This is a genomic window from Ensifer canadensis (genome assembly GCF_017488845.2).
Taxonomy (GTDB): Bacteria; Pseudomonadota; Alphaproteobacteria; order Rhizobiales; family Rhizobiaceae; genus Ensifer; species Ensifer canadensis.
The window spans coordinates 696,744-716,093 of record NZ_CP083371.1 but is presented as its reverse complement, the minus strand read 5'-3'; the positions used below and the strand labels follow the sequence as shown (position 1 = coordinate 716,093).

Here is a 19,350-nt window from a genome sequence, read left to right as displayed (position 1 = left end):
TGCGACCGGATGCGGGCCACTTCTAAGCCATTGCTGCGGTTTTGGCCAGCCCTTAGCGTCGAGTGTAGAAGTTCGAGCAAAATGTCCGAAAACCAAAAACCGACCTAAGCAATGGCTTATCATCCTATAATTTAATGAAAAAAGCGGTACACGGCTCAAATCGCGATCTGCTAACGGCTGTTCCTGTACGGCCCCAATGGGCCCGGAAGCACCTGTACGAAAGCGAGACCGACCCTTCTCGCATGTTCCATTTATCCCGAAGGCTGAAACTGTTGCCACGATTGAGCTTTGTGGCTTCTAATTCTCCCACGGTCTTGAAGGTGTGCCAGCCTGCGCCAACTAGTACCCAGTCATCTCAAGATACCCCTCGCCCGAAACGCTACCATCAAATGCGATGGGGCCTTCCCAGTACGGGGTCGATGTCGCCATCCACGACTGATCGTTCAGTGCTGTCGTTCTGATATCGAGACCTCGGGAGGGGATCCTGACCCTCCACTCGACTGGCATCGATCGACCGCCGACCTCAGCTGTCCGTAGCGGCTCGAAGACTACATCGTTTGAAGCAAGCGGTGACGTTTTCCCGTCGGCCGCGATCCAGTTCGCGGAGGTGTAGCCTTCGCCTCCGTCGCGCAAGCGAAACGCCATCACCTTTTCCCCCGAGGCAAGATGAAGCGAGAACCAGTCCCAGCCGGTCTGGTCGGAAGCCAGCGGCTGCGACGACCATTCCCTGTCGAGCCAAGCCTTTCCCGAGACATCGAGCGGCTTGCCGTCGAGCTCCACGGTGCCGCGGACCTCGTAGAACGGCTGCGAATAGTAATAACTCGCCTGGCCTGCCAGGGACTTGACCGAATAACCACGGTCTCCCTGCAGCGCCAACGGTCCCTTCGCCCGGAGCACCAGCTGGTAGGCGAAATCTTTGCCGCTCGCCCTGAGATCAAGATGGTCCAACTGGTCGTGGGCGGCACCTCCGGAGGCTTTCATCTGCCAGTCGTCGATCCACGTCTCGAACGGTTCGGGGGTGGCTCCGGCCTGTCCCACTCCGCCCCTTGCAAGCCGCTCCGCTACATAGTGGCGGTTTTCCGTGGTCATCGCGGCATGCCCGATCCAGATTTGCGGGTCGGACCAGCCGGGACGATTTCCAGGAGCAAGGGCGGAACGGAAAAGCGTCCACTGCGCGCCCATGCGTTGCCCGTCGGACGTCTCGAGGTTTGCAGTTACGTACCACCACTCGATTCTGAAGTCCGGATGGGCTCCATGATCTCTGGGGAACACCAGCGTGACTCCTCGTTGTGGTACGGCAAAGCCTTGGGCGTCCGAGCCGAGGCCCGCGAACCCTTGAGTGAGGCCCGCCGCCGGGGCCAGCAAGGTGGCAAACGCAATTAGCAGGAGTATCATCGCTTTAGCGTTCATTGGCGAAGCTCCTCAAAAGGTCTGCCGGATCGGTTGTGGCCAGCCGTCGTACCGGGATCAGCACCGATATCAGAGCGGCGGCCAAGGCGATCGCCCCGAGCCTCAGCCAGTCCAGAGGGAAAAGCACCAGCGGCAGCCGCCATCCGAAAGCCTCTACGTTGACGATCGCCAGCAGAACCCAGGCGAGTGCCAGTCCGACCGGGATGGAGACGACGAAGGTCATCAGCCAGAGGGCGATTGTCTGGACAACTTCGAAGAGCGCGAGATCGCGACGGCGTAGCCCCATTCCCCATACGGGAGCCAATTGCGGCAAGCGAACGGAAGACAGCGTCAGCAAACTGGAGAACATCGCGAATCCTGCTACAGCCAGCGTGAGGACATTCAGCGCTCCGGTGACGGCGAAGGTCTGCTCGAAGATGGCGGCGGATTGTCGTTTAAGCGACGCCTGGTCGATAATACTGCTTTCCGGCAGACCCACTTCGCGGACGAGCCGCTGCCTGAAGTCCGCGACCTGCATGGGATCCATGCGAAGCCCGTAGCGCAGTTTTGGAACCTCCGGATAGTGCCGGACAAGAGCGTTAAGCCCCACGATGACCTGGCCGTTCGGATTGCCGTAGTCCGAAAACACGCCGACCACCTTTGTCCGCCAACCGCCCGGAAGCTCAATCTCCTGTCCGGGCGCGGCTTTCCCGCCCCGCCACAACTGCTCGTTCACAAGCGCGCCCCGCCCGCTTGCGAGCTCGTCCCAGACCCCGGCAGAGCCGACAATCAGGGGCCAGTGATCCCGATAGGTGGGGTCGTCGGCGACGCCGTATATCTGCATATGTTGTCCAACGACGTCGCCCTCGATGCTCCAGATCGGCAAGATGGCCTTCGTGTGTGCGGGAAACCACTCACGCAAGCGCGCGGCCTCGCCTTCATCGCGAGCCGTGACGTAAACCTCGGCGGCTAGACGCTGGTCGAGCCATCCCAAGAACGTTTGCCGGAAGCTCGCCACCATGGTGCCGACGCCGATGTTCGCGGAAAGTGCGAGCAGGAGCGCCATAGTCGCCAAGGATAGGCCGGGCAACTGCTGTCGCGTGTCGGCCCAGAACCAGTTCGCGAGCACATTCTTGGAAAGCCGCTCCCCAGTGCTCATCGCGAACCCCAACAGGGCGGGCAGGATTAACGCCGCACCGAGCAGTAGACCCGCGAGCACAGCGAAACCGGAATACAGGCCGGTGCCGAACGAGGCCAGCCCAAGCGCGAACAGCAGTAACAACAGACCAGTGGCCGCCTGCACTGCTAGCCCGGCTGCCGACGCCCGCGCCCAGGCTCTCCGCTGCGGTGCCGCAAGTATCGGCATGGTCCAAACGCGCCAGAGGCTCTGTGCCGATGACAGAATGGAGCCAAGCAACGCCATTGCCAGTCCGGCCGCCCACCACTCCGGTCTGAGGGTCAACGTTCCGGACACACTTGCTCCGTAGAGGCCTCGCAGCGTTACCGCGACCCCTGGAAGTAGCGCCGACGCCACGAAGTAGCCGATGACCACGCCTAGAACGCCGGAGATCAGCGCGAAAGCAGTGACCTCGATGAGCAACATCGTCGTGAGCCTTCGCAGCGAGATCCCCAACGACCTGAGCGTCCTGAATGTGCCGCGTCGCTGCTCGAAAGACAGTCCCGTGGCCGAATAGACGATGAAGAGGCCGACTACGAAAGCCAGGAAGCCAAACGCGGTAAGGTTCAAGTGGAAGCTGTCGGTAAGCCGTGCAACATCAGGGCGTTCACCGGCATCTCTAACAACGAGCTCGGGCGCGAGATTTCCGACGGGAGCGAGCCCGGGCTTCTGCGACGGCGTGACGACGATCCTGCTCAAAGCCGCATCGCGGTTCAGAAGACGATCGGCGACGCCGATGTCGACGAAGGCCGTGTCGTCTGGAAGATCGGCAGCGATCTTAACTGATAGGCCGTCAGTTTCCTTGAGCCGCGCGGCCGTTGCTGCCGAGACGATGATTTGTCCGGCACCGCCGACAAATTCGACGAGGTCCGACGCGTTTGAAACCTGGAATCCTTGTCCCTCCGAAGGCATCGTCAATGGATCGATACCGATCAGCCTAATGCGGCTCTGGCCGAACCTGTGATCGCCCTCGATCACGGGAGAAACGCTCCAGCCCCCCCCTGCGGAGTTTCGCGTACGTTTGCGGTGAAATCCCCCCGCCGTCCCTCGCAACCAGCTGAACAAGATTACCCTGTTCGAAAACGGTCGCCGCGCGTTGATAACTTGCGCGGGCCTCCGCGTTGATCGCCTGCACGCCAGACCAGAGCGCCGTCGCGAGCGCGATCCCGAGGATCAGTGTCGCGCACTGCAGCGGCCTGTAGCGCCAGTGCGAAAGCAGAGCCCAGAAAGCGATCCGGCTCATTCGACCACCTTCCCCCCGCGAAGCAGAATTCGACGATCGAGTTTTTCGGCCAGGCGGCTGGAATGGGTCACGAGTAAGAGCGCCGTAGCGGCCGATTTGCTGAGCCTCAGCATAATATCAAGCACGACATCGGCTGTCGCCTCGTCGAGATTTCCGGTCGGTTCATCGGCTAGGATCAATGGCGGTCGCGCCGCAAGCGTCCGCCCGATGGCGACCCGCTGCTGTTGGCCGCCCGAGAGCTGTTCGGGGTAACGGCCCAGGAGTTGGCCGAGGCCGAGCTCCTCGACGAGCTCCGCTTCCCAGACGGGATCGGAGCGTCCCGCCAGCTTGGCATGGAAGGAGATGTTCGCCGCAACGTTGATACTTGGGATCAGATTGAACTGTTGAAAGACGACGCCGACCTCAGTTCGGCGGTAGAGCGCGCGACCGCTGTCGTCGAGCTGCCCGATATCACGCCCGTTGACCAAGATCGCGCCGCTGTCCGGTTTGTCCAGGCCGCCTATCAGATGAAGCAATGTGCTTTTACCGCTTCCAGACTCACCTGTAAGAGCCAGGCTCTGTGCCCTGTCGAGGTGAAGATCAACCCCCCGGAGAACGGCAGTCGGACCCTCAGCGGTGTCGTAGGATTTCGTGATGTCGGTCAGGTTCAGAATCATAGAGAGTTAATCTAGCGGCACCGACGCCGGTTACCACGCCTCACCTTGCTATTTGACTACTGGTACGGCAACAGCGACAGGCGCGGTGCATAGTTGGCGTATGAAATCCCGACGTTCTCGCGCATTTCACGGATCGTCACTACCGCACGCTCAAGCAGCCGGCGCTGTTCGAAGGCCGTCAAGCCTGCGACTTGGTTCGCCACCAAGACGAGCTCGGAGATGAAGGCGGTGGCGAGAGACATTTCTCCTCGAGGTAGCAGAGCTTCCGTTCTTCTGCATCAGACGGTTCATACGTCAGGGACCCCGTACTTGCGTGATTGCCAAGGCGCGCCGACGACGCGGCGTGCCTCGGAAGCTCTAATACCGTGTATCAGGCCATGTGAAATCCACGAATCTGCCGATCGACCGAAGATAAGCTATAATCTCGAGCTTTAACGGATCGCGGTCGTCGTATTTCTCTCCTATTCGGCGCACCTTTTCAGTTGCCGAATAGCTCTACGTGCGGGATATCAGCGGAAGTCAAGGCGGAGTTCGCTTCCGCTTAATTTACGCGACCGCCCCAGCGCTAGGAAACCATCAAAAAAGCACCCCGACAGCACTCAAAAAATCATAGCGATTTCTACAGGTTAGAGGTGCGGTCAAATTAGGCTGACATTTGGGATATTTTGCGATGGCGCAGGTCATTCTAAGCGATTGAATTTGTTGCACCAGTTAGGTCAAACGCCGTGTCTTTCTACAAGAGCCTTGCCCACCAACGAGTGCAGCCGTTGACGGCGGCAGGAGGGACGCCATTTTATCGGCAACACAAAATCAAAAATCACTTCGGCCGATTTCCGCCGCGTTTCAAAGAGGCTAACGTCTCGCCATCACCGCCTGATGGCGGTGAACTCCGGCCCCTGTCGTTGGCGACAACTGCCAAACGGTGGCGGAGTTCGGTATTGGAGGAGTTATGGAATGCTGATCGACGGAAAAGTCTTCATTGTGACCGGTGGCGGATCTGGCCTTGGTGCCGGCGTTGCACGCCTGCTCCACGGCAAGGGCGCTCGTGTCGTCCTTGCTGATATCAACGAAGACGCCGGGCGGGAGATGGCCGAGGCGCTTGGGAGCAATGCTCTTTTCGTCAAGACGGATGTCACGAGCGAGACCGATGGCGCAGCCGCAGTTTCCGCCGCCGTTGATACCTTCGGCCATCTTAATGGGCTGGTGAATTGCGCCGGCATCGCGCCGGGCGAAAGGGTACTTGGGCGCGACGGCCCTCATCGGCTCGACAGCTTTGCGCGTGCGGTCGGCATCAATCTGATCGGCACATTCAACATGATCCGCCTGGCGGCGGCGGCGATGGAAAAGGAAGCGCCCGGCGACGACGGCGAGCGTGGCGTCATCATCAACACCGCATCTGTCGCTGCCTTCGACGGGCAGGTCGGCCAGGCTGCCTATTCCGCCTCGAAGGGCGGCGTCGTCGCCATGACGCTGCCAATTGCCCGCGAACTGGCACGGCACGGCATCCGTGTCGTGGCGATCGCGCCGGGCATCTTCGAAACACCGATGATGGCCGGCATGCCACAGGAAGTACAGGACTCGCTCGGCAAGAGCGTTCCCTTCCCGCAGCGCCTCGGCAAGCCGGAGGAATTCGCGGCCCTTGTCCAGCATATCTGCGAAAACCGGATGCTGAACGGCGAAGTCATCCGCCTCGACGGAGCGCTTCGCATGGGCGCACGCTGAGACTGATATCTGAGAGCCCGGATGCGCGTTGCGTCCGGCCAAATGTGCTACTGTCTGAACAGGCAGCGTGTTTCGAACGGTATGGCATCCCTTGGACGCCGTGTTTGTCGCGCGGCGCCACAAGCATTTCCGTACAGCATCTGAAAATCAGGCGCCGGAACGCTCACCGTGCACCGCCCGCGATTGAGCCGGGGCAATGACATAGGCGCAACGGCGTGCGCCGGCGAGAATATGTTCGGTGCGCTCGACCGCGACGTCGCGACCGAGAATGTCGCGGAAGATATTGATCTCCGCACGGCAAAAGCCCTGGCAACTGGCAGCGGCGGCGCAGATCGGACAATGGTTCTCGACGAAGAGAAAAGTGCCGTCGCCCGTCTCCTCGTAGCCGGCCATGTAGCCTTCGGCGGTTCGCAGGCGCACGAGCTTCTCCACCCGATCACGCAGGCTAATGGCGCCGTCGAGCGCTGCGCGATAGCCGGTTCGCGTCTCCTCCTCGCGCGCCGCGATGACCCGATCGACCGCCGCGTCGCCGAGCGTCTGGCGGATTGTGCGCAGCAATTGCACGGTCAACTCCGCATGGGTATCGGGAAATTCCGCATGGCCCGAGGCGGTCAGCCCCCAGAACTGCGAGGGTCGGCCGACGCCCCGCGCCTCCGACCAGGAATTTACCAGCCCCTCCTCGGCCAGGCGCACGAGTTGCTGGCGCGCCGCCTCACCTGATATCGACAGGCGCTTGCCGAGTGCCGCCGCCGTCTGCGGCCCATGCAGCTTCAGCGCCAGCAGGATGCGTTCGGCCGGCGAACGTCCCTGGCTTTGATCCGGATTTAACAAGTGATCGCTTGACATATTATTGCCCGGAGATTTACAAAGAATTGTCTTGTTAAATACACGCCGGATGGATCTCGCACAAGACATTCGCTGCGTTCTATCCAGCTGAAGAGGATTTCAACCATGGCTTTCGAACTCCCCTCCCTACCCTTTTCCACCGGCGCTTTGGCCGAAGCCGGCATGAGCGCCGAGACGTTGGAATTCCACCACGGCAAGCACCACCAGGCCTATGTCACTGCGCTCAACGGCTTCGTTGAAAAGGACCAGACCCTCGCCGGCCTTTCGCTGGAAGACATCGTTCGCCATGCCAACGGCAAGGCGGAATTGGCGCCGGTCTTCAACAATGCCGGGCAGCATTGGAACCACATTCTGTTCTGGAACAATCTCTCCCCCAAGGGCGGGCGCATTCCGGACAGTCTTGAGAAGAAGATCGTGGAGGACTTCGGCAGCGTCGCCGCCTTCAAGGACGCGTTCAAGACTGCGGCCACCAGCCAGTTCGGTTCCGGTTGGGCCTGGCTCGTGCTCGACGCCAGCGGCAAGCTCAAGGTGACGAAGACCGCCAACGGCTCAAACCCGATCGCCACCAATGAGGGCAAGGCCCTGCTCGGTCTCGATGTGTGGGAACACAGCTACTACATCGATTACCGCAATCGCCGCCCCGACTATGTCAGCAATTTCCTCGATCGGTTGGCGAACTACGAGTTCGCCGAGGCTGAGCTTAAGTCCGCCTGATCACGCCAACCGTGGTGCCGCGCCGGCGGCGCCACGCCCATGCCTCAGCCGGATTGCGCCCATGACCCAGACCGTCTCTGTCGATATCGACGCTCACGCCGAACTTGCCGTCACCAGACCTCAGTTCGCCGACACGATGGCGCGGCTGGCATCAACCATCTGCGTCGTCAGCTCCGGCAGCGGCTCCGAGTGCCAGGGCCGGACGGCGACCGCCGTCTTCTCGCTTTCCGCGAGCCCTCCGTCCATCGTCGTCTCGATCAAGGCCGACAGCGGCCTTGCGGACACCATCTCGAAGCAGGATGGGTTTGCGCTGGCGATGCTCGCACAGGGGCAGGAGCTGGTTGCCGATGCCTTCGCCGGCCGGGTCGCGGCAGCCAGTCGCTATCTCGTCGGCATCTGGGCGGATTGGCCCTCCGGCCGTCCGCGTCTTCTCGGTGCCGCCGCCGGGCTCGACTGCGTGCTCAGCGCTTCCATCCTCGTCGGCGACCACCGGCTCTTTGTCGGAACGATCATCGCCACGGAAACCGCCGCCTACGCCGACCCGCTGCTCTGGAGCGAGCGGCAATACCAGGCACTTGAGCGATCGGCGCCCTTTTCCGCCACATCTGGCGGGCGCCCATTGCCATCGGCCACCTCGTGCCCAACACTCTGAGCGGCGCCAACGGACACCCATTTGGGAGCGACCATGCGACAGGTGCTTGAAAAACTTCTGGACGACGGGCGTGATGACGCGCTCTTGCGCTTCACCCTCGGCAGCATCTGTCTGCAGGAGACGGATGCCGAGACCGCCCTTCTCCACCTCAGGCGTGCAATCGAATTCGATCCCAGCTATTCGGCCGCCTGGAAGCTCATCGGCGCGGCGATGCTGAAACTGAACCGCATCGAAGAGGCGCGGCGCATCTGGACTGAGGGGCGATCCGTGGCCGAGAAAAAGGGCGACCTGCAGGTGGCGCGCGAGATCAACGTCTTCCTCAAGCGGCTGGACAAGCAGTGTGCGGCCGCGAACAAAGGCTCGCCCTAACGGCTCAAAGCATGTCGCGCAAAAGTGGCGATACCGACATGCGCAAAACAAGAACCTGAAGCGCAGTCGCGACTTCTAGGGATTGCGATGCGCTAGGCGTCAGGCGGAGCCAAGCCGCCTGATATTGCCGGCAAGCTCGGCTGCTAGACGCAACGCCGCTGCGGTTGCCCCCGCCATCTGCGGCATGATCAGCCATTCGAGCGTCCAGGCAGCACCGGAGCGCTCCTGCTCGTGCACCAGCGCATGATGGATGCCGGAAAGCTGCGTCGCATTGAACCGCGCAAGCGCCACCAGAACCTCGGCGGCAACCGGGTTCTGCTTGTGCGGCATCGCCGAAGATCCACCGCCACCGGCAAGTTCGATTTCATCGCCCTGCTGCGCCATCAGCGCGACGTCCTGCCCGAATTTGCCGAGGCTGCCGGTGACGAGCGACAGCGCGTTGGCAAAGTCGGCAACTTCGGAACGCTGGCTGTGCCACTGCGGAAAGTCGGCAAGCGCCAGTTCCTCGGCCAGCGTGGCGCGAACATCGTCGGCCCTGTCTTTCAGCTTGTCGAGCGTGCCTGCCGCACCGCCGAACTGGACCGCAAAGAGGTCGCGATCCATCGCCTGCAGCCGATCCTTGTGATCGAGCAACGGTTCGATCCAGGTGCGCAAGCGATCGGATACCGTGATTGGTATAGCCGCCTGCATGCGCGTGCGGCCCATCAGCATCCGCTCGCCCCATTGATCGTCACATTCCTCCAGCACCGAAACGACATCGCCAAGACGAGTGCCGAAGAGTTCGGCAACAGCCTTCATGCGCAGCATCAAGCTCGTATCGATGACGTCCTGGCTGGTCGCGCCAAAATGCACATGCGTTGCAGCCTCACCACCGACGGCCGCACGCAACTGTCGAACAAGTTCAGGAACGACGACGCCGTCGACAGCCATGGCCCGCCTGAGCGCTGCGACATCGGGAGAAAACCCGCGACAGGCCTCGGTGATGCGGTCGGCAGCACTTTCCGGGATGACGCCATGGATCGCTTCCGCGCGCGCCAGCGCCGCCTCGAAGGAGAGCATCGCATGAATGTCGGCGGCAGTCGAAAACTCGGCGGCGACCGCCTCGTCGCCCAGAAGGCCGGAGAGATAGGGATGATCGAAAGCGGAATAGGTCATGGTCCCCCCGATTGATGTCGCGATGCCCGCTCGCGCTTGAACGGAATGCCACGGTCTGCCTTGCGCCGTCCATGCAGCAAGATGCAACGGATCGGCCTCTCGCGTGACATTCCGGCTTCAGATGTCGAGGAAGACCGTTTCCTTCTCACCCTGCAGGTGAATGTCGAAGACATAACTAGGGGCGCTGCCGGTCGCGACAAGCGTCGCGACGCGATGGCGATGCTCGACGCGCAAAAGCAAGGGATCGGCGGCGTTCGCCTCGGCTTCATCGGGGAAATACATCCGTGTGTGCAATCCGATATTAATGCCGCGCGCGACGATCCAGAATGTGATGTGCGGCGCCATCGGCCGGCCGTCCTTGAAGGGCACGGGCCCCGGCTTGATCGTGTCGAAACGGAAGACGCCGTCTTCTGCACCGGTCGGACACCGTCCCCAGCCGGAGAAGCTCGGATCCGCCGCGCCGCGCATTTCCGACGGCGAATTGTAGAGCCCTGCCGCATCTGCCTGCCAGATTTCCACCAGCGCATCCCGAAGCGGCGTCCCCGTACCATCGAGCACCCGGCCGCTGACGGTGATGCGTTCGCCGAGCGTGCGTTCGCTCACCATCGTTGTGCCGAGGTCGGCGTCATAGACGCCGCCAATGCCGCAGAAATTCGGCGTGAGGCCGATATGCACATAGGGACCGGCTGTCTGCGACGCCGTTTCCTTGAAATAGCCGAGCGCCTGGACCATCAATTGCCCTCCATGCGGTTTTCAAACAGCGTCGAGCGACGACCGCGCAAGACGATATCGAACTTGTAGGCCCGCGCGTCCATCGGGATGGTGTTTGCCCAATCGAGCGGCGCGATCAGTTGCTCGATCGCACGGCGATCGGCGATCGTGTTGACGATCGGACACTTCCAGATCATCGGATCGCCCTCGAAATACATCTGGGTGATCAACCGCTGGGCAAAGCCGTGGCCGAAAACCGAGAAATGGATATGGGCAGGGCGCCAGTCGTTGACACCATTCGGCCAGGGATAGGGTCCGGGCTTGATCGTACGGAAGGAGTAAAAGCCGTCTTCGTCGGTGATCGTGCGGCCGCAGCCGCCAAAATTCGGATCGAGCGCTGCGAGATAGCTTTCCTTCTTGTGGCGATAGCGCCCGCCGGCATTTGCCTGCCAGAATTCAAGAAGAGCGCCGGGAACAGGCCGGCCGCGTTCGTCGAGTACGCGCCCATGAACGATGATGCGCTCGCCGATCGCGCTTTCGCCCGGCTTGGCGAAGTTGTGGATGAGATCGTTGTCGAGTTCGCCCAGAATCGAATGACCGAAGACCGGGCCGGTGATTTCGGAAATGGTGCCGTCGAGAGACAAAAGCGCCTTCTGCGGCGAGCGCAGCACGGAGGTCTTGTAGCCTGGCGTCAGCGCCGGCGCATGCCAGTTCCTGTCGCGGGGAAAAAAGGCGCCGGTCTCCGGCTTCCGGTTGGCTCTATCGGACATCTCGTTGCTCCCGTCAGGCCGCCTTGCCGGCGTCCATTTCCGCAAAGACCTGTTTGACGATCTTGATTGCGTGGTTCGCCGCCGGAACGCCGGCATAGATCGCCACATGCAACAGCGCCTCGCAGACATCGTCACGGCTGGCGCCGGTATTGGCGGTCGCACGCACATGCATGGCAACCTCTTCGTCCTGGCCAAGTGCTGCCAGAAGCGCGATGGTCACGATCGAGCGCTCGCGTTTCGTCCAGGTCGGTCGCGACCAGACGTGTCCCCAGGCCGCCTCGGTGATCAGTTCCTGGAACGGCCGGTCGAAATCGGTCGAGGCCGATTGCGCACGGTCCACGTGGTTGTCGCCAAGGACGGCCCGCCGCGTCGCCATGCCCTGGCGATAGCGGTCGGAGGGCGCGAAGGCATCACTCATGGCTGTTGTCTCCATGCGTTACAATCTCGAAAAAGGCGCGCAATACCGCAGTCAATGCCTCCGGCTTTTCAACGCAAGGGATATGCCCGGCATCGCGGATAACCTCGTAGCGGGCGCCGGCAATAAGGCGAGCCGTGCTAAGCACCACATCCGGCGGCGTCGATCCGTCCTGGTCGCCGACGACGCAAAGGACGGGCACGGCGATGCGCCCGGCCGCTTCGGTATAATCGGCATCGCGGATCGCACCGCAGGTGGCGGCATAGCCCGTTACCGACTGGCGGATCAGCATGTTGCGGTAGCCTATCAACGCTGCATTTTCAGGGCGTCGGAACTCAGGCGTAAACCAGCGTTCAAGGATGCCGTCGGCGATCGCCTCAATGCCATGGGCTTCGATGGCCGCGATGCGCTGCGCCCACAGTTCCGGCGTGCCGATCTTGTGCGCGGTATCGCAGAGAACGAGGGCCCGCACGAGATCCGGCCGCCGCTGATAGAGCGACTGGGCGATCAATCCGCCGACCGAGAGGCCGCACACGATCGCTTGGCTGACCGAGAGCATGTCGAGCAGGCCGGCAAGGTCATTGGCGTGGTCTTCGATCGCGTAAGGGAGCGGACCGATATCGGAGAGACCGTGGCCGCGCTTGTCGTAGAGAACGATCGCATAGTCGCCGGCAAGGCGGACGATGACATCACGCCAGATGCGAAAGTCGGTGCCCAACGAATTGGCAAAGACCAGCACCGGCCGCTCGGCCGTGGCGCCGATGACCTGATAGTGGATTGTGATGTCGTTAATGCGAGCAAACTGCACGGCGCTTCTCCTCTGCAACCAAATTGTCTGTTTAATCTGGTTAGGTAAAATGATATTTCACGGCATTCCATTAACTCAAGAGTTATGAATTCCATGGTCGACGCCCGGGTCAAGTTTCGTCATCTGCAGACTTTTGTCGAGGTCGCAAGGCAGAAGAGCGTCATGAAGGCGGCCGAACTTCTGCATGTTAGCCAACCGGCCGTCACCAAGACGATCCGCGAGCTGGAAGAGGTTCTGGGGGTTGCGGTATTCGAACGCGAGGGACGCGGCATCAAGATCACCCGCTATGGCGAGGTCTTTCTTCGCCATGCCGGTGCGGCGCTAACGGCACTGCGCCAGGGGCTCGATTCGGTCTCGCAGGAGCGCTCCGGTGATGGCGTGCCGGTGCGCATCGGAGCATTGCCGACGGTCTCGACGCGGATCATGCCGCGGGCAATGTCGCTGTTCCTGAAGGAGGATACCGGCGCACGGATCAAGATCGTCACCGGCGAGAATGCCGTGCTTCTCGAACAGTTGCGGGTTGGCGATCTCGACCTCGTCGTCGGCAGGCTGGCGGCGCCGGAAAAGATGACCGGCTTTTCCTTCGAGCACCTCTATTCCGAGCAGGTGGTCTTTGTTGTTCGCGCCGCTCATCCCTTGCTTTCCGGCGCGCAATCGGCCTTCGCTCATCTCGGCGACTACCCGGTGCTGATGCCGACGCGTGCCTCCATCATCCGCCCCTTCGTCGAACACTTCCTGATTGCCAACGGCATACCGGGCCTGCCGAACCAGATCGAAACGGTCTCCGACGCCTTCGGCCGCGCCTTCGTGCGCGCCAGCGACGCGATCTGGATCATTTCGGCGGGTGTCGTTGCCAGCGACATCGAGGATGGCACACTTGCGGTCCTGCCGATCGACACCAGCGAGACAAAGGGCCCGGTTGGCCTGACGATGCGCGCGGACTCCATTCCGTCGCTGCCACTTTCCATCCTGATGCAGACCATCCGCGAGGCGGCAGCGGCTATCGCGCCGAAAGCCTGACGGTCGTCCGGTAACGGATACCGAGCCACCTTTACAAAACCTCCTCGTCAGCCGAGATTGCGGCCCTCATCCGTTCACCGAAACCACCATGCGATCGATCCAATGCAGCTCGAAATCTTCGCCGGACACCACATTGCCGACATGCTGGACTGGTTCCCGACTGCCGAAGCGCTCATTCAATGGGGCGGGCCCGGGCTCCGCTTTCCGCTTGATGAGACGCAGCTCGAGGAGATGCAGGCTTCGACATCCGGGGATGCACCGACGCGCTGGATGTTTGCCGGCATTGTCGACGACAATCTGGCCGGTCACGCCCAGGTCGCGCTCGACTGGGAAAATGGCGTCGGTCGGCTCAGCCGCGTGGCGATCAATCCGCGGCTTCGTGGCCAAGGCCTCGCCCATCCGTTTCTCCAGCGCATCATCGCGCGCTTCTTCGCAGACGCCCGCTTCGAGCGACTGGAACTCAACGTCTATACCTTCAACACGGCCGCAATCCGCACCTATCTGAAGCTCGGTTTTATCGAGGAAGGCGTTCGGCGGTCGTCGGCCAGGGTTGGCGATATCAGGTGGGACACCGCCATTTACGGCATGCTGCGCAGCGATCTCGCGGCGAACAACCTGGCTTAGAACGGCAGCCCGACATAATTTTCGGCAAGCGCTGTCGAGGCGGCGCGCGAATGGGTGAGATAGTCGAGTTCCGCCTCCTGGATCTTCTGGTCGAAATCGCCGGTATCCGGGAAACGGTGAAGCATCGTGGTCATCCACCAGGAAAAGCGCACGGCCTTCCACACTCTCGCTAGGGCATGCGTCGAATAGGCCTCGACCCCGGCATTCGAGCGGTCCTGGTAATGTTCCAGCAGCCCTTCGAAGAGGTAGTGCACGTCACTTGCCGCAAGGTTCAAACCTTTGGCACCGGTCGGCGGCACAATATGCGCGGCGTCGCCAACCAGGAACAGCCGCCCGAAACGCATCGGCTCGGCGACGAAGGAGCGGAGCGGCGCGATCGATTTTTCAAACGACGCGCCGGTGACCAACGCCTCGGCATGGTGCGCCGGCAATCGCCGCCTGAGTTCGTCCCAGAAGCGCTGATCCGTCCAATCCTCGATCTTCTCGTCGAGCGCGCATTGCACGTAATAGCGGCTGCGGGTCTGCGAGCGCATCGAGCAAAGGGCAAACCCACGCGGATGGTTGGCGTAGATCAGTTCATGGCTGACCGGCGGGACATCGGCAAGAATGCCGAGCCAGCCGAAGGGGTAGACTTTTTCGAAGGTGCGGATCGCCTTTTCAGGAACCGACTTGCGGCTGATCCCGTGAAAGCCGTCGCAACCGGCGATGAAATCGCAATCGAGACGGTGATTTATGCCGTCCAGTTCATAGGTGACGTACGGATTGTGACCATCGAAATCATGCGGCTCGACATTTGCCGCAGTGTAGATCGACGGTGCGCCGGTGAGCGCGCGCTCTTCCATCAGGTCGCGCGTCAGTTCCGTCTGGCCATAGACCATCACGCGCTTGCCGCCGGTCAGGTCGTAGAGGTCGATGCGATGATCCCGGCCATCGAAGGCGAGCGAAAAGCCGTCATGCGGCAGGCCCTCGGCATGCATGCGCTTGCCGGCCTTCGCAAGGTCCATCAGGTTGACCGTTCCCTCTTCCAGAACACCGGCCCGCACCCGGCCAAGAATGTAGTCCTTGCTCACGCGATCGAGGATGACGTTGTCGATGCCGGCACCAGTCAGCAATTGCCCGAGCAGAAGGCCCGATGGACCTGACCCGATGATGACGACCTGTGTGCGCATGCATTCCTCCCAAAACTGACTTTTGACAAGACTCTGCTCGGGAGAGCCACCAGGCTCAATGGACATTTCGGTCAGGAAATTGCACTAATCGAACATCACCAACGGATGCGGTCGATGAAAAGGACGGTTCCAACCTACCAGCTTTACGGCGAACAATCGCTGGAACGGCCGGATTTCTGGCTGCATTGTGAGACGATCCCGTCGCGCAGCAGCCAGCATCATTGGGAGATCGGGCTGCATCGCCATGAGAGTTTCTTTCAGATCCTGTACATTGCCGGCGGATCAGGAGACGCGGTGTTCGGCGACACGGCGCACCCCATTCGCCCACCGGTGATGATCACCGTGCCGCCGGCGATCAGCCATGGCTTCCGCTTTTCCCGTGACATCGACGGGTTCGTGTTCACGGTCCTCGCAACGCATCTCAGGGTATCGCCCGGCGAGCGCAGCCGCCTCGGCGCCTGGATGGCGACGCCGCGTCTCACCCGCCTCGACGGCGGCGACGACAGCCGGTATGTGGCATTGACCCTTGCCCGGCTGGGTGCGGAGTGGGAAGCCAACCGGAGCCACCGCACCGATCTGCTCGACGCCTATCTAACGTCGGCGTTGACACTGGGCGCCCGCCTCGATGAAGCGCAACCCGTCGAGGACGACGCCGCCGACACGGAAAACGAGCAACGCGTCGAACTTTTCATCAGCCTCGTCCAGCAACATCATCGCACGCACAAGCCTGCAGCGTTCTACGCACGCGAGATCGGCCTATCGCCGACGCATCTCAACCGTATCGCCCGCAGCATCACCGGCCAAAGCGCCCACGAGATCATCGCACGCAAGCTGACGGACGAAGCACGGCGCGAGCTCGTCTTCACCCGCGGCAGCGTGCAGGAGATCAGCTTCCGGCTCGGCTTCGCCGATCCCGCTTATTTCTCTCGCTTCTTCCTGCGTCAGACCGGCATGACACCCAGAGCCTGGCGTCTTTCCGAGCGCACGAAGCTCGGCGCGTAAGCGCCCAGCCAGAGTGCCTACCGGACTGCATACGATTGCCGCCGCTACAGAAATCGCCCCGGCAGCGACGGCCGGCGCATGACGAGCGACGCCACCGTCGCCAGCAGCGTGATGATGCCGAGCAGGAAGAAGGCGTCGGCGTAGCTCATTGTATAGGCCTCTCGCTGCACGACCCTGGCGACCATTGCCGTCGCCTGGCCCACCGCATCCTGTTCGCCTGGCGCCCGTGGCCGCAGCGTGCGCGCGAGCGCCTCCATGCGAGAGAGTGCTTCGGGGTTGCCGCTGTGCACGTGAAGGCCGATCAGGTTGGAATGGACCTGCTCCTGCACGCGAACGACCGTCGCAACAAGCGCCATGCCGACGGCCGACCCGACCGTCCTGACGATATGCACGAGCGAAGCGATCCAGGGTATTTCCTGAAACTGGATGTCTTCGGTGATCAGCACCATGGTCGGCACCGCCAGCAGCGGCGCCCCGAGCGCCTGCAGCATCACCGGCAACAGGAAATCGCCGGCCGCCCAGACACTGGAGAGATTGGCCGCCATCAGGATGCCGCCGCCGGTCAGGATCCCGCCTACGGCCAAGAGATTGCGCGGGTCGACCCTGTAGCAGAGCCAGGCGACGACGGGCGTCAGCAGCAATTGCGGGATAACCGCATTGAGAAACAGCCCGCCGCTTTCGAGCGCCCGGTAGCCCTGAACGCGGATCAGATATTGCGGGATCAGGAAGGCGGATGACATGATGGCGAGCCTGACGGCAAACATCATCAGCAATCCGAGCCCGACATTGCGCCGCCAAAGCAGCTTCGGACTGACGACAGGCTTCGGATGCAGCACGGCGTGGATGAAGTAGGCGCCGATCAGGAACATGCCGGCCAGAAGCAACCCGACGATCGGGCCCGAGTGCAGCCAGTCCAGCCTGTTGCCCTGGTCGAGCGCCGTTACCAACGCCGCCAGACCAAGCGAAAGTGCCAGGAGCCCAAAACCGTCCACCTTGCGGAAACGCATATATTTGATCGGCTCGTGCGCCAGGCCATAACCGGCGGCAAAGACTGTCAGCGCGCCGGGGACGGCATTGAGCCAGAAGAGGAACTGCCAGGACAGGCGATCGGTCACCCAGGCCTCGAGCGAGACCGAAAGGCTGGGTGTGACAGTCGAAATCAACGCATAGAGCGACAGACCATACAGGCGCTGCTGCTGCGGCAAGTGGCGCATTATGACGGCATAAGCCATCGGAATGAGGATGCCGGCGCTCAGTCCCCTCAGCGCCTGCAATGTCAAAAGCACCTGCAGGTTCGGGCTGAGCGGAACGGCGAGCGAAAAGATTGAAAACAACCCCGCGCCGATGATGACCCCGCGCGTCGGCGAGAGAATGCCGCGCAGCCAGACTGCGGCCGGGATCGCGGTGACCTCGGCGACGATATAGGCCGTCGTGATCCAAGACGCTTCGTCGAAGCCGAGACCGAGTGCGCCTCTGATATCCGCCAGCCCGATTTCTGTCAGGCGCGAATTGAGGATCGAGGTAAAGGTGCCGAGAAGCACGGCTCCGATCGCCACGATGGTTTTCACGCTTGGCAACGGCACGCCAGGCTTTGCGATCGCAACGGATGTCATCGTCAGCCCTCCCCGTCCTCAGAGCTTCGCGGGCGTATCGGTGTGAATGGTCGACACGACCGACATGCCGGGCCGCAACTGCTGGCGCAGCCCCTCGGGCACATCGGTCAGCGCTATCTTCACCGCGATGCGCTGGGCGACCTTGGTGAAGTTGCCGGTGGCGTTGTCGGCAGGCAACAGGGCGAATTCCGAACCGCTCGCGGGCGAGATCTGCTCTATGCGGCCGGCAAGGCGTTCGCCCGGAAACATATCGACGGCGATCGTGACGGCCTGGCCGACCCGGACTTTGCCGAGTTGCGTTTCCTTGTAGTTCGCCACCACATAGACATTCGGCAGCGGAACGACGGAGATCACGCGCGTCCCAGCCGACACATACTGGCCGGCACGCACACTGCTCACATTGACGACGCCGTCGGTCGGCGCGATGACCTTGGTATAGCCAAGTTCGATTTCGGCAAGCTGAAGCTCGGCGCGCCGACTGGCAAGCTCGGCCGATGCCTGTTCGCGCTGCGTGCCCAACACGTCCAACTGCTGCCGCTCGGCATCGACTTCGGCCTGCTTCTCGATCATCTGGGCTTCGAAGCGGCGGATGGCGGCAAGCGCCTCTTCCAGCCTCTGGCCGGTCGACCAGCCGTCGCGGGCGAGTGTCTTCTGCCGACCATGCTCGGCGGCCGCGCGATCGCGGTCTGCGGCCGTCGCCTGAATGCTCGCTTGCGCCTGCGCGATGATGCGGTGCTGCAACTGTACGCGGCTATCGACATTGCGGATCGCCGCTTCGGCCGCCGATACGGCAGCCCGCACACGGCTGACCTTTGCCAGATATTCGGCAGGATCGATTTCGGCCAGGATATCGCCGGCGTGCACGCGCTCGAAGTCCCTGACGAGAACGGCGCGAACAAGTCCGCCGATCTGCGTGCTAACCGGCGTTATGTCGGCGCGCAGATAGGCGTTGTCAGTCGATTGGTCGGTGAAACCGGCCACCCACTGCCCCCAGCCGAGCGGTATCACCGTGGCAAGACCTATGCCCATGACGATGACGGCGGCGCGCGTAAGGGCGAGATAGCTCCGCTTGCGGCGCTGCTTTTTCGTTTGCCTCGGCTCTTCGCTCTGCGACCGGCCGGTTGCTGGGGTCTGCATCGGAGCCGTTCGCTTGTCCTGAACGGGAAGTTCCGTGACGACTGCGTTCATTGCCGTAAATCCTTTGGGTCCGTTGGACCAGATCAAGATTTCGACAATATGAGCCCTGAGCGGCAATGAATGAAATGATCATTGAGCATTTGAGAAATGAACGCCAT

Annotated in this window: 20 protein-coding genes and 1 pseudogene; 7 read left to right on the top strand and 14 right to left on the bottom strand. The window is 61.9% G+C overall.

The features are described from left to right. Positions 1 to 339: 339 nt before the first annotated feature. From J3R84_RS22880 to J3R84_RS39245, 5 genes and pseudogenes are all read right to left on the bottom strand, one after another. Positions 340 to 1,410 (bottom strand): lipocalin-like domain-containing protein, encoded by a 1,071-nt coding sequence (locus J3R84_RS22880; RefSeq protein ID WP_203528917.1) that lies wholly within the window; start codon positions 1,408 to 1,410, stop codon positions 340 to 342. After that, positions 1,400 to 3,809, bottom strand: a pseudogene (locus J3R84_RS22875) (ABC transporter permease). The gene J3R84_RS22880 and the pseudogene J3R84_RS22875 overlap by 11 nt, the downstream one beginning before the upstream one ends. After that, a complete protein-coding gene (locus J3R84_RS22870; RefSeq protein WP_203528919.1) occupies positions 3,806 to 4,465 on the bottom strand; it encodes an ABC transporter ATP-binding protein in 660 nt (219 codons plus the stop codon). The pseudogene J3R84_RS22875 and the gene J3R84_RS22870 overlap by 4 nt, the downstream one beginning before the upstream one ends. A gap of 48 nt (positions 4,466 to 4,513) precedes the next feature. Further along, positions 4,514 to 4,567: a hypothetical protein gene (locus J3R84_RS38805; protein ID WP_156408149.1), complete on the bottom strand. Its 54-nt coding sequence runs from the start codon at positions 4,565 to 4,567 to the stop codon at positions 4,514 to 4,516. A 255-nt stretch (positions 4,568 to 4,822) separates the two neighbouring features. After that, a complete protein-coding gene (locus J3R84_RS39245; RefSeq protein WP_488902883.1) occupies positions 4,823 to 4,939 on the bottom strand; it encodes a Y4lK-related protein in 117 nt (38 codons plus the stop codon). A 480-nt stretch (positions 4,940 to 5,419) separates the two neighbouring features. Between J3R84_RS39245 and J3R84_RS22860 the strand changes: the two genes are divergently transcribed. Next, positions 5,420 to 6,187 carry a 3-hydroxyacyl-CoA dehydrogenase gene (locus J3R84_RS22860; RefSeq protein ID WP_057218967.1) on the top strand — a complete coding sequence of 256 codons (768 nt, stop codon included), beginning with the start codon at positions 5,420 to 5,422 and terminating at the stop codon, positions 6,185 to 6,187. 147 nt (positions 6,188 to 6,334) lie between these two features. Here the strand turns inward: J3R84_RS22860 and J3R84_RS22855 are convergent, their stop codons facing one another. Next, positions 6,335 to 7,033 carry a helix-turn-helix transcriptional regulator gene (locus J3R84_RS22855; RefSeq protein WP_025429126.1) on the bottom strand — a complete coding sequence of 233 codons (699 nt, stop codon included), beginning with the start codon at positions 7,031 to 7,033 and terminating at the stop codon, positions 6,335 to 6,337. A gap of 105 nt (positions 7,034 to 7,138) precedes the next feature. Between J3R84_RS22855 and J3R84_RS22850 the strand changes: the two genes are divergently transcribed. The 3 genes from J3R84_RS22850 to J3R84_RS22840 all read left to right on the top strand — a co-directional run bounded on the left by J3R84_RS22850 (position 7,139) and on the right by J3R84_RS22840 (position 8,768). Continuing rightward, complete coding sequence (locus tag J3R84_RS22850; protein WP_203528922.1) at positions 7,139 to 7,747, top strand: superoxide dismutase; 609 nt, start codon at positions 7,139 to 7,141, stop codon at positions 7,745 to 7,747. Between the two features lie 61 nt (positions 7,748 to 7,808). Next, positions 7,809 to 8,399 carry a flavin reductase family protein gene (locus J3R84_RS22845; RefSeq protein ID WP_063997136.1) on the top strand — a complete coding sequence of 197 codons (591 nt, stop codon included), beginning with the start codon at positions 7,809 to 7,811 and terminating at the stop codon, positions 8,397 to 8,399. 33 nt (positions 8,400 to 8,432) lie between these two features. Further along, complete coding sequence (locus J3R84_RS22840; RefSeq protein WP_084815273.1) at positions 8,433 to 8,768, top strand: tetratricopeptide repeat protein; 336 nt, start codon at positions 8,433 to 8,435, stop codon at positions 8,766 to 8,768. Positions 8,769 to 8,867: 99 nt separating this feature from the next. Here the strand turns inward: J3R84_RS22840 and J3R84_RS22835 are convergent, their stop codons facing one another. The 5 genes from J3R84_RS22835 to pcaD all read right to left on the bottom strand — a co-directional run bounded on the left by J3R84_RS22835 (position 8,868) and on the right by pcaD (position 12,627). Beyond that, positions 8,868 to 9,923, bottom strand: coding sequence for a 3-carboxy-cis,cis-muconate cycloisomerase (locus J3R84_RS22835; RefSeq protein ID WP_057204734.1), 1,056 nt, complete (start codon positions 9,921 to 9,923; stop codon positions 8,868 to 8,870). 117 nt (positions 9,924 to 10,040) lie between these two features. Next, a complete protein-coding gene (gene pcaG / locus J3R84_RS22830) occupies positions 10,041 to 10,655 on the bottom strand; it encodes a protocatechuate 3,4-dioxygenase subunit alpha (protein WP_057218973.1) in 615 nt (204 codons plus the stop codon). Continuing rightward, complete coding sequence (pcaH, locus tag J3R84_RS22825; RefSeq protein ID WP_025429132.1) at positions 10,655 to 11,404, bottom strand: protocatechuate 3,4-dioxygenase subunit beta; 750 nt, start codon at positions 11,402 to 11,404, stop codon at positions 10,655 to 10,657. The genes pcaG and pcaH overlap by 1 nt, the downstream gene beginning before the upstream one ends. A 13-nt stretch (positions 11,405 to 11,417) precedes the next feature. Next, the gene (gene pcaC / locus J3R84_RS22820; protein WP_025429133.1) at positions 11,418 to 11,822 is read right to left on the bottom strand and encodes a 4-carboxymuconolactone decarboxylase; all 405 of its coding nucleotides are present in this window, start codon (positions 11,820 to 11,822) and stop codon (positions 11,418 to 11,420) included. After that, on the bottom strand, positions 11,815 to 12,627 hold the full coding sequence (gene pcaD / locus J3R84_RS22815) for a 3-oxoadipate enol-lactonase (RefSeq protein WP_203528924.1): 813 nt from the start codon (positions 12,625 to 12,627) through the stop codon (positions 11,815 to 11,817). The genes pcaC and pcaD overlap by 8 nt, the downstream gene beginning before the upstream one ends. A 93-nt stretch (positions 12,628 to 12,720) precedes the next feature. Between pcaD and pcaQ the strand changes: the two genes are divergently transcribed. Both pcaQ and J3R84_RS22805 read left to right on the top strand, forming a co-directional pair. Then, positions 12,721 to 13,647 carry a pca operon transcription factor PcaQ gene (pcaQ, locus tag J3R84_RS22810; RefSeq protein ID WP_203528925.1) on the top strand — a complete coding sequence of 309 codons (927 nt, stop codon included), beginning with the start codon at positions 12,721 to 12,723 and terminating at the stop codon, positions 13,645 to 13,647. Positions 13,648 to 13,749: 102 nt separating this feature from the next. Next, positions 13,750 to 14,271, top strand: coding sequence for a GNAT family N-acetyltransferase (locus tag J3R84_RS22805; protein WP_057218979.1), 522 nt, complete (start codon positions 13,750 to 13,752; stop codon positions 14,269 to 14,271). Here the strand turns inward: J3R84_RS22805 and pobA are convergent. After that, positions 14,268 to 15,440 (bottom strand): 4-hydroxybenzoate 3-monooxygenase, encoded by a 1,173-nt coding sequence (gene pobA, locus J3R84_RS22800; protein ID WP_207932849.1) that lies wholly within the window; start codon positions 15,438 to 15,440, stop codon positions 14,268 to 14,270. The genes J3R84_RS22805 and pobA overlap by 4 nt on opposite strands. 114 nt (positions 15,441 to 15,554) lie before the next feature. Here pobA and J3R84_RS22795 point away from each other — a divergent pair, with 114 nt between their 5' ends. Continuing rightward, positions 15,555 to 16,442 carry a helix-turn-helix domain-containing protein gene (locus tag J3R84_RS22795; RefSeq protein ID WP_057204817.1) on the top strand — a complete coding sequence of 296 codons (888 nt, stop codon included), beginning with the start codon at positions 15,555 to 15,557 and terminating at the stop codon, positions 16,440 to 16,442. Between the two features lie 44 nt (positions 16,443 to 16,486). On the opposite strand, the gene J3R84_RS22790 is transcribed toward J3R84_RS22795, so the two are convergent. Next, positions 16,487 to 18,055 (bottom strand): DHA2 family efflux MFS transporter permease subunit, encoded by a 1,569-nt coding sequence (locus J3R84_RS22790; RefSeq protein ID WP_203527901.1) that lies wholly within the window; start codon positions 18,053 to 18,055, stop codon positions 16,487 to 16,489. An 18-nt stretch (positions 18,056 to 18,073) separates the two neighbouring features. Then, positions 18,074 to 19,243: an HlyD family secretion protein gene (locus J3R84_RS22785; protein ID WP_225906263.1), complete on the bottom strand. Its 1,170-nt coding sequence runs from the start codon at positions 19,241 to 19,243 to the stop codon at positions 18,074 to 18,076. Positions 19,244 to 19,350 lie beyond the last annotated feature (107 nt).

Coding starts and splice junctions, on each gene's coding strand:
- pcaH (WP_025429132.1), bottom strand. CDS start 11,404: ATGTCCGATAGAGCCAACCGGAAGCCGGAGACCGGCGCCTTTTTTCCC.
- J3R84_RS22850 (WP_203528922.1), top strand. CDS start 7,139: ATGGCTTTCGAACTCCCCTCCCTACCCTTTTCCACCGGCGCTTTGGCC.
- pcaG (WP_057218973.1), bottom strand. CDS start 10,655: ATGGTCCAGGCGCTCGGCTATTTCAAGGAAACGGCGTCGCAGACAGCC.
- J3R84_RS22860 (WP_057218967.1), top strand. CDS start 5,420: ATGCTGATCGACGGAAAAGTCTTCATTGTGACCGGTGGCGGATCTGGC.
- pcaQ (WP_203528925.1), top strand. CDS start 12,721: ATGGTCGACGCCCGGGTCAAGTTTCGTCATCTGCAGACTTTTGTCGAG.
- pcaC (WP_025429133.1), bottom strand. CDS start 11,822: ATGAGTGATGCCTTCGCGCCCTCCGACCGCTATCGCCAGGGCATGGCG.
- J3R84_RS22835 (WP_057204734.1), bottom strand. CDS start 9,923: ATGACCTATTCCGCTTTCGATCATCCCTATCTCTCCGGCCTTCTGGGC.
- J3R84_RS22855 (WP_025429126.1), bottom strand. CDS start 7,033: ATGTCAAGCGATCACTTGTTAAATCCGGATCAAAGCCAGGGACGTTCG.
- J3R84_RS22795 (WP_057204817.1), top strand. CDS start 15,555: ATGAAAAGGACGGTTCCAACCTACCAGCTTTACGGCGAACAATCGCTG.
- pobA (WP_207932849.1), bottom strand. CDS start 15,440: ATGCGCACACAGGTCGTCATCATCGGGTCAGGTCCATCGGGCCTTCTG.
- J3R84_RS22880 (WP_203528917.1), bottom strand. CDS start 1,410: ATGAACGCTAAAGCGATGATACTCCTGCTAATTGCGTTTGCCACCTTG.
- J3R84_RS22785 (WP_225906263.1), bottom strand. CDS start 19,243: ATGAACGCAGTCGTCACGGAACTTCCCGTTCAGGACAAGCGAACGGCT.
- J3R84_RS22845 (WP_063997136.1), top strand. CDS start 7,809: ATGACCCAGACCGTCTCTGTCGATATCGACGCTCACGCCGAACTTGCC.
- J3R84_RS22840 (WP_084815273.1), top strand. CDS start 8,433: ATGCGACAGGTGCTTGAAAAACTTCTGGACGACGGGCGTGATGACGCG.
- J3R84_RS22790 (WP_203527901.1), bottom strand. CDS start 18,055: ATGACATCCGTTGCGATCGCAAAGCCTGGCGTGCCGTTGCCAAGCGTG.
- J3R84_RS22805 (WP_057218979.1), top strand. CDS start 13,750: ATGCAGCTCGAAATCTTCGCCGGACACCACATTGCCGACATGCTGGAC.
- J3R84_RS22870 (WP_203528919.1), bottom strand. CDS start 4,465: ATGATTCTGAACCTGACCGACATCACGAAATCCTACGACACCGCTGAG.